This is a genomic window from uncultured Lacinutrix sp. (assembly GCF_947500325.1).
In the GTDB taxonomy this organism is placed as follows: Bacteria; Bacteroidota; Bacteroidia; order Flavobacteriales; family Flavobacteriaceae; genus Lacinutrix.
This window is the reverse complement of sequence record NZ_CANMRQ010000001.1, coordinates 274,202-289,316: the sequence shown is the minus strand read 5'-3', so window position 1 is coordinate 289,316 and position 15,115 is coordinate 274,202. Positions and strand designations below refer to the sequence as shown.

Here is a 15,115-nt window from a genome sequence, read left to right as displayed (position 1 = left end):
AGTAATAAAAGGCAATAGATTATAGGTTATTACAACATATAAGTAATTAGAGGTGATAGCTTTACGAGACGTTAATAAAGCATCAGGGTCTCTGTAAATTAAACCTTCAAAGAAGCCAGTGTATAGTACTTTTCTTTTGATATACAGATAAATTAATAAAAATAAGCCAATACAAAAGAGTATAAAGAAATATTTAGAGCGACTAATATTGTCTTTTATTCCTTCCTCAATTTCCATATGATTTATACATTTTATTTTTCCATAAACTATAGTCATTACAAAAGAATATGTATATAGAATCAACAATACACTAAAAACGGCAATAATTTGAGTCTTAATTATCACATAATTTGTAATAGACCTAAAATCAAACGTCCAAAATACTTTTAAAACAAATTGTTTTACAAAAGGGAAAGCTAAAATTCCTATTAAGGAAAATATGACTGTAGATATAAAAAAAACACTAAAAACATTCCATTTAAAAATTAGCTTTCTAAATAGGTAAATATGGATTAATAAAACAAATATTAGTATATATGTTATTCCCATTTAATGGTTTTTGTGGTCGTTAGATAGAGTAAGTAATTAAAACTAGCGAAAAAAGTAATTCCCCATTGTCGACTCAAAATATTCTCTGTAAAACAACTTCCCAAAATTAATATTAAAAAACAAAAATATGCATAATTATTTAGTTTAATCGATTGATAAAGCGCATAGCCAAATACACATAAAAACAATATCAAACCTAAAACCCCAAAACGCAATAAATAATCTAAATATTGATTATGAATATTAGTACTAGTTTTTAATCCTTCGGTTTTATATTTATTTATTAAAACATTATTTGCATCTCCTGTTCCAAGTCCAATAATTATATTGTCTTTTATTAATGGTAGTGCAGACTTCCATATAACGGGTCTAGTTTCTCTTTCGCTTTCATTAGCATTACTTAGCTCTTCTACTCTATCCAATATTCTGTTTAAAGGCAAGTTAAATTTAGTTATTGTAAAATAGCTAATACCAAGAATTACTGTCGTTAAAAACACTAATGTTTTAATCTTTTTTTTATTTATTAATAAATAAATTAAGGAAGGAATTATAATTAAAACATTAAGAATTATAGCAGTTTTGGCAACCATTTGCATTAAAAATAAAGATTGAAAAGCTATTACTAGTAATAGTAAAATAAAGTGAAGGTTCTTTTTAATTGTTTTTAAAAAAGAAACAATTAAAATATTTGACATTATTATATACATACCCAAGTAAGCATTATGCATATCTATTAATTTAGTTAGCTCAGCTCCTGTATATCTAAACGACAAAAACAATTCTAAATCTAAGGGGAAAATATCACTTTTATAAAAAAAACGATATAGTGTATAGCACTCAAAAACCACTAAAAAAATAAAAACAGCAATACAATATGTTTTAAAAAGTAATTTTACATTTCTTAAATTATAGCTAGCATAAAATAAAGGAAATAACACAAAACTTATTTGCCTAGTTATAATTGTAAAACCTCTATTTATGTCTTCAGAATACAATAAACCTATAAAATTAAGGCTATATAAAGCAATAAGCATCCAAAAAAAAGGCGTAGTTTTTAATTTAAATTCTCGCTTCTTAATAACTATAAAGAGTTGCACAATAAATAATCCAAAAATAAATTTAGGATTCCATTTCTCTAAAGGAAATGTAGATACTGCTCCTATTAACAAAAGGAAAACGAGATCTAAGTCTTTAAAGTGGTTTTTATATTTATCTATAATTGCTATCATTTATTTGGCCAAAAACACTTCCATTTTTTTATAATCATTGTCTCCTAAGTAAGCATCTTTAGGCAATGATTTAAACGCATCTTCAATTGCGTTATTACTTACTACATATGATACTGCATTTTCAATTGCATTTTCTTCCTTATAATTAATTGCTACACCAATATTGTCTCTTTCTACTAATTCGGCTAAATATGTGTCTTTACTACAAATTAGTGGCACCTTATAATACATACACTCATATAATTTATTAGGTAATGCTAATTTGTTATTTAATGAAACTTGGTCGGTATCATATACTAAATAAATAATGTCTAGTGATTTGTATATTTTTTCTGCGTCTGTAAATGCATTGTATGGTCCAAAATAAGTTATATTATTATATTTTGATGCGTATTCCTCAACTGTGTTTTGGTGCTGGCCTTTACCATGAATATGAATATCTACTGAATCGCTGTTTTTATAAGTTTCAAAAAGTTTTATGTATTCATCCTTTCTTAACAATAAACCAACTATTCCAATAGTTGTTTTCTTATTTTTTACTACTTCTTTAATTTTATTTTCTTGTATTTCTTTTGATAGTAACTTGTTTTCTAATACAAAGACTTCTTTGGTGAAAAATTTACTAAAATGAAATTCGTAATACTTTTTTGAGGTTACAATTAACTTATCAATATACTTTTTATATAGTCTTTTTTCTAAGCTTCTCATTCGCTTAGCTGAAGCGCTTTCGCTAAAAACAAATTCACGTAAATCAGAGATCTCAATGGCAACTTTCGAGTTTTTCTTCTTAAATATAGTTGCTGCATTATATAATAATAATACATCTATATTATTTATTAAAAGCACCTCAAAATCGGTTACTTTAAAAAGTTGTTTTAATTTCTTAATTGTTTTTAAATAAACACTTATTCTTTTTACAGGCTGAGATGCGTTTGGTATTTCGCCTAAATCATGTATAACAACGTTACCAGCAATAGATTTATTTAAATCGGCCAAGGTTTTTCTCTTAAAAAACAACAATGTTACTGTATTATTTTGCGCCAAATAGTTTATTTGCTTAATAAACCTTGGATTTGGTTGATGAGATATAAAGAATAATATATTCATATTTTATGTGCTTACTTTAATCTTGAATTGACAACCACTTATTTAGTGAAAAAATAATCCATAATCTATAGCCTATCTTTTCATTTCCTGATTTACTTAATAATTCTTTAAGAAATTCCTCTTTTATAAAATCTCGAACTGGCGCTTTTTCATCTTCAATAATTTCTTTTTTAAACATTTCAGGCAAAGATATATTTAAGAATGGGTGTAATAACATACCAAATCCTACTTTTTTAGCATTAATTATATAATCTGGCAACACTTCTCCCGCTACATCTTTAATCATTGATTTTGCTCCATTTTTCATTTTTGAACTATATGGTAATCCTGCGCAGTATTCAATTAATTTGTAATCCATATATGGAGATCTTGCTTCTATACTCGCTGCCATTGATGGGTAATCTACTCTAGCTAAAATTAATTCTGGCAACCTAAGTTTATATTCTACATTCAATACTTTTCTTAAAAAATCATCGTTAGAATTTCCTTTAATTTGGTTCATGAAATCTGAAAGTATTTTATATGAATTATAACTCTTTCCTTTCCAAAACTTCTTCTTTTCAAACTCTGTAAAACCATGTACTTGCCTTCTTGAAACAATAGAACCCTTATAGAAGAAATCAAAACGTTTTTTTAATGGGATGTATTTTAATAATGGTCTTACAAACTTTGGTATTTTATTAAGAATTTTATACTCCTTGACCATATTAGAATACACTGGATAACCTCCTAATTCATCTCCTCCTTCTCCAACTAGTAATATTTTTGAGTTTTGTTTTGTGGCTTCTTTAGATATATAATATAGTAATACAGAATTAGGATCTCCAAAAGGCATGTCTTTTTGAATTGTACAAAGTTTAATAAGTTCTGATTCAAAAATTTCTTGGTTAATTTGCATTTGAGTATAATTAACACCTAACTCTTTAGAGAGTCTTTTAGCATTTACAGACTCATTAAACTCGTGCTTGGTTTCATATTCTAAATTTATAGCATTTATGTTTTTGTTTTCTAATGCGCTATAATATAAATTCATAGAGCTATCAACTCCTCCGCTTAAGGCTATAGAAATAGGGACATCAGACACATTTCTATATTTCATAGATAACTTTAGTTTCTGCTTAATAGTCTTAACAGCAGTATCGTACGAATCATTGTTTTTTTTGTTAATGAAGTCTGATATATTCCAATATACCTTTTTTGTTAATTTTTCTCCTTCGTACTTTATATAAGTTCCTGATTCAAGCTTAGATATGTGTTTGAAGAAAGTATTGGGGGCATTTACAGTTAAAAAAGACAAGTAATGGTAAATAGATTCGCTGTTTATTTCTCTGTCTATAGAATCTATTGTTAGCAATCCTTTTATTTCTGAACAAAAGAACAATTTATTATTTATTAAAGAGTAGTATAGTGGTTTTTTTCCTAATCTATCTCTAACAATATAATTAATGTTGTTTTTTATATCATAAAGGGCAAAGGCAAACATTCCTTTTAGCTTCTCTAATGTTTTATCTATTCCCCATTCTTTGTATGCGTTAACAATAACTTCTGTATCAGAGTGGTCTGTATTAAACTTTTGAGAACTTACTAACTCTTTCTTTATTTCTTCGTGATTATAAATTTCGCCATTAAAACAGATAACAACATCTTGATCTACAGATAACATTGGTTGGTTAGCTTGGTCTGAAAGATCGATTATAGACAATCTATTATGACCATAAACCACAGAGTTATCTTGCCATATAGATTGATTATCTGGGCCTCTGTGTAAAATTTCTTGTTGCATTGTGATAACACTTTGTTTATCACTTTTATCTATATTATTATAGGATATAATTCCTAGTATTCCGCACATAAATATTTATTATTGTCCTGGTTGAAGTTTTATTATTTTTAAAGGGTTATTTAATAAGTAGTTTTGTTCTAAAACATAATTATTAAAGCTATCATCTTGATTTACATTATAAAATGGAGCATATCCTGTCATTTGTGAAATACTTGAAATTATTTCAATATTAAGAAATAAAGCTTCTTCTTCGTTTATATCATTCTCATCGGTTGGGCAAGCGAATAATAGTAAGCTTAAAAATACGCTTAAAATACATTTTTTCATAATGTCATTTTCTTAATTTAAACGTTTTAAACACATCATTTGTAAATTCACTTTTACTTAAAAAAACAAATCCTAAAAAACCTATTCCTGTTATTAGTGTAGACACTATAAGGCCTATAAAATCTGGATAAACTTTATTAATGTAGTAATTTATTATAAATAAAATTACAGATATTAAAACTAGATATGTAAACTTAAAATATTTTAATGAGTTAAACTCTTTTCTACACCAATACAAAGACATTAACCCCATAACAATAAAAGCAAACATTAGTGAAGCAGATAGAGCTATTAAAATAGAATAAAACTGATTTAATATAAAGTAAGCTATGACGTGAACAATAAGGCCAATAATTAATGAAAATAAATTTAGTGGTTTAAAAAATCTAATTTCAATTATTCCTTTTAAACCTTGAAACATACAATATGGTATTAAACCAAAAACTAAAATTCTAAAAATAATAACAACATCTGCAATTGTTTCTGGTTTTGTAAGCCAATAGCTAATTAAGGTTTCAATCCAGTTATATAAGAGAATAATAACAATAACACTTGAGTAAAGTATGCCTCCAAACATTAAATTTAATGTTTTTTTATGTTTATCATCATCTTTACTATGACCAACAATTATTGATGACAGTAATGATAAAGGCTGTAAAACAATAAGAATAACTCTAGATAATGTTATGGCTATTAAAAAAGAACCAACAATTTCTTTATCATTTTTAATTAGTAATGATCCTATTGTAAGTAAAAACATATCTAAAAAAGTCATAACAGATCTAGGTAATCCATATAGCATAAACTGACTTCCTTCTTTTTTAACTGCAAGCTTACTAGGTAATTTATAGAGTTGAAGCTTAAAAATTATGTACACTAAACAACTTATTTGTAAAACACCCATTATGTATAGAGCTGTTTTTAGAATAGTAATCAAATTGCCTTTATCTTTTATTAAATAAAAGACAATAAGCAAAATTACACTCGCATTAAGTACACTTATTATATTATATAGGAGTATACGTCTTAAATTAAGAAAATAGGGTAGTATTAAATAGCTTAAATGTAATACTGCTATATAAATAAACGTGAAATATAGATATTCATTTGCATTTTTAATTTCTGGCAAAAGGAGTTTACTAATGGTATCTTTAAAAAACAAATACACTAAACATAAAACACTAACACTCAACAGCCAAAGCATTATAGATATAAAAAAATATATTTTAACTTTTTCTTTATCATCTTTATTAATACTTGAGAACCTTATTAAAGCTTGAGAACACCCTAATTGGCTTAAATTAGAAAAAGTAGGCGCTATACGTCTTATTAATAAAAAAACACTTAATAAAACTGCAGAAAAAACCAACTCTGCTTCTTTAATTAACCAAAAATTAAAAGCAACAGCTAAAAAAGCAAAGAATGAACTAAAAAATACGTCTAAGCTAAGTTTGTTCATTTATTGTTTTTTTAATATTAAAGAATAATGATGAATCTTTAGTAATATTCGTTTTCAAAACTGCTTTTTTTACTTTTATTTTGGCCCCATAATTTTGGCTTAAATAATAATTTGATATAGCTACTGTTGTTGTTTTGTCAAAAGTAATAAGATATTCCTTGTTCTGTACATTTACAACAATACCATTATTTTTAATTTCTAAATCAGTATTTTCTGCAAAATGTAAACTTCTTGTAATTTCATGTTTTGTGTTACAATATACCTCATCTTCACAAAGTATTATACTAAAGTCTTTTGCGACAGAAAAAGTACGTTTATGTTTTACTGGTTTTTCCAATCTTTTATAACCATTATGTTCTCCAGAAATTATAACAATATCTTCTTTTTCATCACAAGTTATATATTCTGGTTGTGCAATATTACTAATTCCCCATTCTCCAATCTGAGGAGCAATTTCCTTATTATCAACAACTAAACTGTTGTGATATAATGAGGACTTCATCTCGCTTTTAAGTTCTAGGTTTCCTGTGTAAGTATAGCAGCCAGGATCTACAATAATATCTTGGTTGTCTAACATGAGTTCAAAACTAAATAAATCGTTATGTCCATGACCTCCTTTACCATTCATACCTACTTCTCCATAATCTGTTATAAAATAATCGGTATTTGTTTTAGCTGAAATAAAGCCGCCTTTTTTAAAATAATTGAATTGAAATACCTTTTCAATATTGCTTTTTACTGAATTTATTCCGAAACATTCAACTGAAGAATAAAAAACTTCATCTGAAATATTTAAATTCTCATCTTCTAAAAACAAACTAGCTAACTGTAACATGTTAGAGTGATTATTAAGCGTCACATTATCATTTTGAAACACCGAAGCACTATCATTATCACCAATAATTGGCGTTAGTAAATTAGGTTTTGTTACGCCTTTGATAAAGTTACTGGCTTTTTTAAAAATAGTTAAAGTTACTGGTTTTAGTTTTATTCCACTACGTTTCATTACTAAAAACGATGCGAAAAATAGCTCAACAACTAGTCTATGATATGGTATAGATTTTTCGAAATTAACACCATCTTTTAAAAACTGTAAATGGAATTCTTCTTCCGTTTTAGCAATAGCGTAATTATACCATTGTTTAGCTTCTTTATAAAAGTTTTTAAACACCTTTCCTAATAAATGTAATGCGGTTAAATTGGCTGCATAATGGTTGCCACGAACATCTGTATATTCAACAGTTCTCCATAAAAAAACACCTTGAAGTAATAGCACTTCATTTAATAAATTAATGGTTTTGTCTGCTTTTGGAGCAACTAATAATAGCTCTCTTAATTGTATTAAATTTACTGTACGCACAGCAACTTCCATTGGATACCAATTTACAGAGTAGGCTATTGGATTTTGATCCTTCCAATTTTTTAGTGTAGAGTAAACAAAATCTATATACTTTTCTTCATTGCTAATTAAATAGGCTCTAGCTACAGTAATTAAAAAACTAAGCCTAGATAATTCCCATGGGAATTTCACATCATATTCTTTTTCTTTATTAGGTTTATAAAAGCTATAGCCTTTAAAATACTTATTATCCCACGTTTCATTAGCTCTCCAATCTACATTCCATTGTAATGGAAATGTAAATTTATATTCAACATCAAAAACAAAAATCTTGCCTTCTAAGATACGATTTGCGTTTTCTATCGTAGTATTATTTAATTCTAGAGTTGATTCATTATAACCTTTAAAACCATCATGAAACAAATTGCTTTTAGAAATACATATCTCTGTCCTAGAAACTTTATTAGCTATTTGCGTTTCAATCTTAGACCAGAATTGGGTTTTATAATAATATTTAAGCTTTAGTAATTGCTTAAAACGATACCAGACTACTGGAATGGGTTTAGATAAAATGGTTTTAATATTCATTTAAAATTTGGAACAAATTTATTCTAACTTAACCAACTTCCAGTTGCTTTAGAATCGTTTAAATTATCTTGATTACTTAGTATATCATTTTCTATCTCTCCAGTATTCCTATAAGATAAATAACCTTCTTGAGAATTCAAATTCTGTGAGGTATTAGGTATCTTGCTTGTGTTACCTTCAAGGTTTAAAGTATAATATTTAGTTACTCTAAGGTCTTTATGTGATTTATCTTCTCTATTATAAATTAATAGCATGCCAAATCTACAATTAACATTAATAAGCGTACTTTTTTTATGAATCTTAATATATCCATAAGTTAAATCAAGTCCATTTAAGTGAACATTTGCACAACCATGTTTTCCCCATAAAAAAAGACCTGGTTGAATAGGATTAATTCCTACTCCTAATCCAGACGAAAAAAAACCGCCTACAATTTGTAATCCAGACGCATTGCAGGCCGAAACTGTTTGACCTTCTATACTTGCTCCAGCAAACCAACAATTAATAATAGATGTGTCTCGAATTCTCCATGGTAAAACTCCTTCTTCTTGATAGCTTCTCATATAAATGGCTCTTAAAGCTTTTCCTCTCATACTTAAAACGATATTCTCAGCTTTCCATTTAGAAACCGCAGAATTATAATTTAAAGCGTTTTTATCTTCAGGTTTTTTTTGGGATGGTGTTATCTTATCTTTTGAAACTAATAATATTACATTTGAATTATAATTTGACGCTATATCAATAGTTAAATTCTTAATTCCTCCTCCAGAATTATTAGCCATATTTGCATAATATCTAAAAAACCCATAATGGTCTCTTTCCTCTCCTGTAATGGCTTCATCATCTTTAGTATATTCATGAAGAATAAGAAGTCTTGTTCCATGAGAAGAGGTTCCCATATTTCCTTCGCCTTCAATTACAACACCATAATAGATTGAGCTTATTGCTGAATGAAATTTATATCTACCTGTTGGAATAAAAATTGTTTTACCTGGTCTTGTGTATAAATAATTATCAAATATTGTTGCACTAGAATCTGATTTAGAGGTAAACTGAGCATATTCCAAAGCAGCATTTAATGCTTTTGACGTGTCTTTGACTGGAGCCCAATCAGGAACCGCACCAAACCAACGTAGATTCAACTTTCCTCTATCCCACTGTCTAATCCATCTCCCTGTGGTTGAACTAATGGACTTACATACCATTCCATCGTAATTTACATTAAATCCTATTTTAAAGTAACTAGCATCATTAAAAAAAGGATTTAAGGTAGATTCTTCATCAAAGATAAAAAAACCTCCACCGCCGTCGTTTTTGTCCCAAAAACCTTTAACATAAACCATCTCTCCAGGATTTGGAGCATAATTATATAATTCTAATAAGCTTTCAACTGTTACCATTATAATTGAAATTTATTTAATTCCTTTTATCGAAAAAAATAATTAGAAAGTTATAACATTTAGTTCTTAGTTTTTAAACTATTTATGTTAATTATCCTGAATCAAAAATGTTGCCTGCGTTGTTTCTACCATACTAGCAAAATCTATTGCCCATTTGTTATTTGCAATCGCATCATAAAAATGAATTAACTCTTCGTATTGTCCTTTTTCAGGAGTTTTAGAATTAATGTCTTTTACTTTTACACCATAACCTGTAAGTTTAGTAAAGTCATCCATAATAATGGTATTCTCATCATAATGTACTTCTAAATTCTCCTTTTGGTAGCCTTTATTTCCAACTGCAAAGTATTGTAAATTCCCTACAGAACCATCTTTATATTTTAAAAGAATAGACACATTGTCGTCTGCTCTAATTTGACTGTTTTTGGGGCTAAGTTTTTCAACGCTAACAGATACAATACTAGAATCTGTAAGAAATGAAATTAAATCTATAAAATGACATACTTCACCCACAACACGCCCACCATGTTCATGTAAAGCATCTGTTGCTGGCCTAAAACCTGCATTAATTCTATAACTAACATACAATGGGTTAGTACGATTGTCTGTATGCGTTTTAATTTCTTGTGCATATTTACTAAAACGTCTATTAAAACCGGTTAATAGCATTGGTTTTTTAGTAATATTATCATCATTATAAAATGCAATGATTTTATCTAAATCATCTTGTGTTGTTGCTAAAGGTTTTTCAACGAAAACATGTTTTCCAGCTTGTAAAGATTGTAATACTAATGATGCATGATCTTTATGTTGTGTAGTAACAAAAACTAAATCGACATTGTCATCTACAAGAACATCATTAATATCTGAAGTCGTGTATTTAGCATCAAAATGCGTTGCAACCGTTTTACTTTTATGTCCAGTTCTATTTACTACAGCATATAAGGCATACTTATCCTTCATTTTTTGCATGTTAGGTAGGTGCATTGCAGTTGCAAAACTTCCTGCGCCAACAAGTGCAACGTTTAAAGCCGAGTTTGGTTTTGTATAATTAGTGTTTACGGCAACCTTATTATCTGTCGGGACTTCACTAGTAGTATCATAAGATAATAATACTATAATTGGTTTTTCTGGGCTTTGTAGAGAAGCATAAGCTTCTTCTACTTGCTCTATTGGGTATACTTTGTTTATTAATGGCTCTAAATTAACCTTACCTTCTTTAAGCATCTTTAAATACTCTGTCATGTTTCGGTTTTCTGTCCAGCGAACATAAGCGTATGGATAATCGTTACCTTTATCTTCATAACTTCTATCATAACGCCCAGGACCATAAGATGTAGATACTAAGAAATCTAATTCTTTTTGGTAAATATCTTCACGTTTAATTTCCATTCCAGAAACACCAACCAATATAACACGACCTTTTTTCTTACAAGCTTTAAATGCTTCAGATAACGGTTCGCTACTTCCTGTTGCTGCTGTAAATATTACAGCGTCTGCACCATATCCTCCTGTATAACTAGTAACCGTTTTTACAACGTCTCCTTTAGTTGGATTTATAACTAAATCTGCTCCTAGTTCTTCTGCAATTTTTAATCTATCATCATTAATATCCGTTACAATAGTACGAACACCAGAATTTTTTAAGTATTGAACCGTTAATAAACCTAAAATTCCGGCACCAATAACCACAGCATATTCACCCAATCTTAAATCTGCTCTGCGCACACCTTGCAACGCAATACCACCCAAAGTTACTGTAGAAGCTAGTTTTAAATCTAGTCCTTCTGGTACTTTCATTACTAAGTTTTGTGGTACAACTACAAATTCTGCATGATTTGCAATCCCAGCTCCAGCTGCTGCAACTTTATCTCCAACTTGAAAGTTTGAAACACCTTCACCTACTGCTATTACAATTCCTGAATTAGAATACCCTGTTGGTGTACCATATTTTACTTTTTGTTGTACTTTAGAAAACGCTCTAGAAATACCTTGAGATTTTGCCATTGCAATAACCTTTTTAAGGTTATCTGGTTGCTTAATAGCACGCATTAAAAGGTTTTCTCCACTATTACCAACACTCTTTAGTTCTGTTCCTGCAGAAATACAACTGTGTGACACACTAATTAATACTTCTCCTGCTGATAAGATTGGTGCTGAAACTTCTTCAGCAACTACTTTTCCTTTTTTTATTATGGCTTGTAACATCTTTAATTTAAATTTTTTATAACGTATTTCGCTAATTTTTCGTGAGCTTGAGCATTAAAATGTAAAACGTCTATTTTGTCTTTATTTTTTCCATTAGTATATATACCAAAGTTATCCTTATTCAATATAAATGAAGCATCTATACATTTTACTTTTTTTGATTTACAATAAGCTTTTATCTTTTTCACTAAACTCGCATATTGTTCTTTTTGGGGATATGCTGATTTTTTAGGAGTATACCAAAATGGTGTTAATAACAAATATTTATTTTTTGATTTACTTAATGCTAAATGATCAATTACAGAAATTATATTATTTTCTATAATTTCCCATCGTGAAGCATTATATGAATATGATACGTTTAAACGTTCTCTAGAAAAAGCTTCTGCACTTGGATTAGGCACAATATTATTTTCTTTTTTTTCATCGATAATTGGATAAATAGAGATATCATCAAACCAAACTGTTCCAGTTCCTCCATAAAATAACAAATGAGGTTTTATAGATTTAACAGGTTTATCAAATACTATTTTTGTGCTTACTTTTTGCCAGTCATGTGTCCCTTTATTAAATCGTAATTTTTTATAATACCATTGTGTACTATTATCCGTAAAAGTAATTTCGTGATCTATAGCTAGTAATTTTGTATCACTAGAAACACTATCTGTTTTACTCCATCCTTCAAAAATGAAGGTGTTAGTGTGTTTGTTTAAATAAATAATATCTCCTTCCCATTTAGCAGAGTTCTTTTTAGAATTTACAATTTTTAAAGAACGAGATCCTGTTTTAAATTCATTTTTATCCCAAGCAGTAATATTATCTAAATCTTGTTTGAAAGTTAACCAATAATCTGCTTTAGGTTCAATTCCAGCATTCTCTTTTTCTTGCATCTCTTTTTCAGAAATTGATGCTAAAACCACCTCATCAAACATCCATTCTTTTATACCTGTTCTTTTTGCATAAATTGTAATATTATTGGAAACAAACTCTTCCAAGTTATTACTTATACTTTCATTTATATTTAATGGAAAAACTAATGTTTCACCTTTTTTTCTTTTCGTAATTTTTGTAGGCTCTATTTCTTGTTTAGAAAAGACTTTACTTTCAATTGCTGTTACACCTGGTCTAATTTTATCTGCTATACAGTCCCATGGTGTTACTGCAATTAATACATTTTCAGGGTTTAGAAGGTCTGAGGCCTTATTGCTAACTATTAATTTCTCAGAAATACTCATACCTCCTAAAGAAAGGTTATAAGCCTGAATTTTATTTTTTAGTAGGTTTTCAACAAGGTTTGGTACAGTTTTATCGTATGAAATCAAATCATTTTCTCCTTTAACTACCCTTAATTGAGAAGAACCTATCATTAAAAATTTTTCCTTTTTGGTTTGCTTTAAATTAGAAAACACTTTCTCTAATTCTTTTCCACTAGTGGGGTCAAAAGTTACATCGTTTTTTTCAATTAAAGAATCTAACAAAGCACTTGTTGATTCTGCCATTTCTTTAACACCTTCATTAATAGATAAATAAGAGTTTACTTTGGGGCTACTATAAAATGTTTTTTTGGTAACGAATGCTAATACAACAAAACACAAAATTGCTAACCCTGTTTGGATTAGAAATAGTTTTTGATTATTTTTTATTGGTTTCATTTTTATTAAAATTGAAAATAAATAAATGCTTGATTATCGTCGCTACCAAAAAGTAAAACAACAAATATTGCTACTCCAAATAAAGCACCTTGAAAATATGGATTTTTAAAGATGTGTTTTTGGTCATCTTCAACTTTATAAAAATACTTTTCTCCAAATATGTGACCTATAAAGGTTATAGCAAAAAGGATGATAAAACCTAACGGTATTGTATAGTTTACATCTCCTTTAAACGTAAACATATTATTTAATACTTGCGCAGCAGCACCAAAAGTTTGCGCTCTAAAAAACACCCAAGTTACCATTACAAAAACCATAGTAAACAACCACGAAAATGTAGTATATAATCTCTTTACTGGTTTAGAAAATGTATAATTATCTGAATATTTAGTTTTATATAGTTTATGAACTATTAGCGCTAAACCGTGTAATCCACCCCAGGCTACAAAATTCCAACTAGCACCATGCCACAAACCTCCTAAAAGCATTGTTAACATTAAGTTTCTATAATAGAATATTTTTTTAGATACACGACTTCCACCTAACGGTATAAATAAATAATCTCTTAGCCAAGATGATAAACTTATGTGCCACTTTCGCCAAAACTCTGTTATACTAGTAGAGCCATATGGCATATTAAAGTTTTCCATTAATTTAAACCCTAATAATGCCGCAACACCAATAGCCATATCTGAATACCCAGAAAAATCACAATAAATCTGTATACTATAAGCCATTACTCCAATCCAAGTTGCAATGGTGCCAAACTGCTCTGGTGCAGCAAACAAAGCATCTGAAATTGGCGCTATATTATCTGCAATTACTACTTTTTTAAACAACCCCAATAGAAAATAGTTAGTAGCCAACTGAAAGTTAACTTTATTAAATACTCTATTTTCTTTTAGCTGAGGAATAAAATCTATTGCACGTACAATTGGTCCTGCTACTAACTGTGGAAAGAATGTAACATATAATGCAAATTCGAAAAAATCTTTACTAGGTTTCATTTTACCATAGTATATATCAATAGTATAACACATTGATTGAAACGTATAAAATGAAATACCAACTGGTAACACAATATCTAAAAAGAAATTTGTTCCAGTATCTGAGACTAAACCAGAAACACTGTTTATAGTATCTAAAAAGAAGTTGGTGTATTTAAAATATGCTAAAAAACCTAAATTAGTAACTAGGCTTAAGATTAAAAAAAACTTTTTTTGCCTTTGAGAATCGCTACTATCTATTTTTTTTCCAGCAAAATAATCTACAACTGTAGAAAATAATATTAATAGAATAAATATTGGATTCCATGACATATAAAAGTAATAAGAAGCTAAAAGCAAGAATACAATTCTTGCTTTTAGCTTCTTGTCTTCATCTTTTATCAGACCTAATACAAACCAGTATATTATAAATACAACTGTAAAAAACAGTAGAAAAAGTGAAGTTGAAAAAATCATTTATAAAATTA

General features: G+C 28.4%; 10 protein-coding genes. All 10 read right to left on the bottom strand.

Translation table 11 applies throughout. From position 1 onward, the window contains the following. Positions 1 to 539: 539 nt before the first annotated feature. The gene (locus Q0997_RS01375) at positions 540 to 1,778 is read right to left on the bottom strand and encodes an O-antigen ligase family protein (protein ID WP_299883686.1); all 1,239 of its coding nucleotides are present in this window, start codon (positions 1,776 to 1,778) and stop codon (positions 540 to 542) included. Then, positions 1,779 to 2,885, bottom strand: coding sequence for a glycosyltransferase (locus Q0997_RS01370; protein ID WP_299883684.1), 1,107 nt, complete (start codon positions 2,883 to 2,885; stop codon positions 1,779 to 1,781). A gap of 16 nt (positions 2,886 to 2,901) precedes the next feature. Beyond that, positions 2,902 to 4,737, bottom strand: coding sequence for an asparagine synthase (glutamine-hydrolyzing) (gene asnB / locus Q0997_RS01365; RefSeq protein WP_299883682.1), 1,836 nt, complete (start codon positions 4,735 to 4,737; stop codon positions 2,902 to 2,904). A gap of 9 nt (positions 4,738 to 4,746) precedes the next feature. Further along, positions 4,747 to 4,995, bottom strand: coding sequence for a hypothetical protein (locus Q0997_RS01360; protein WP_299883680.1), 249 nt, complete (start codon positions 4,993 to 4,995; stop codon positions 4,747 to 4,749). Positions 4,996 to 4,999: 4 nt separating this feature from the next. Further along, positions 5,000 to 6,454, bottom strand: coding sequence for a hypothetical protein (locus Q0997_RS01355; protein WP_299883678.1), 1,455 nt, complete (start codon positions 6,452 to 6,454; stop codon positions 5,000 to 5,002). Continuing rightward, positions 6,441 to 8,381: an alginate lyase family protein gene (locus Q0997_RS01350; protein ID WP_299883676.1), complete on the bottom strand. Its 1,941-nt coding sequence runs from the start codon at positions 8,379 to 8,381 to the stop codon at positions 6,441 to 6,443. The genes Q0997_RS01355 and Q0997_RS01350 overlap by 14 nt, the downstream gene beginning before the upstream one ends. Positions 8,382 to 8,404: 23 nt before the next feature. Next, complete coding sequence (locus tag Q0997_RS01345) at positions 8,405 to 9,781, bottom strand: glycosyl hydrolase family 28-related protein (RefSeq protein ID WP_299883674.1); 1,377 nt, start codon at positions 9,779 to 9,781, stop codon at positions 8,405 to 8,407. Between the two features lie 87 nt (positions 9,782 to 9,868). Next, on the bottom strand, positions 9,869 to 11,989 hold the full coding sequence (locus tag Q0997_RS01340; RefSeq protein WP_299883673.1) for a bi-domain-containing oxidoreductase: 2,121 nt from the start codon (positions 11,987 to 11,989) through the stop codon (positions 9,869 to 9,871). Between the two features lie 2 nt (positions 11,990 to 11,991). Beyond that, positions 11,992 to 13,641, bottom strand: a complete 1,650-nt coding sequence (locus Q0997_RS01335; protein WP_299883671.1) for a hypothetical protein — start codon at positions 13,639 to 13,641, stop codon at positions 11,992 to 11,994. Positions 13,642 to 13,646: 5 nt separating this feature from the next. After that, complete coding sequence (locus Q0997_RS01330) at positions 13,647 to 15,104, bottom strand: MBOAT family O-acyltransferase (RefSeq protein ID WP_299883669.1); 1,458 nt, start codon at positions 15,102 to 15,104, stop codon at positions 13,647 to 13,649. Positions 15,105 to 15,115: the final 11 nt, after the last annotated feature.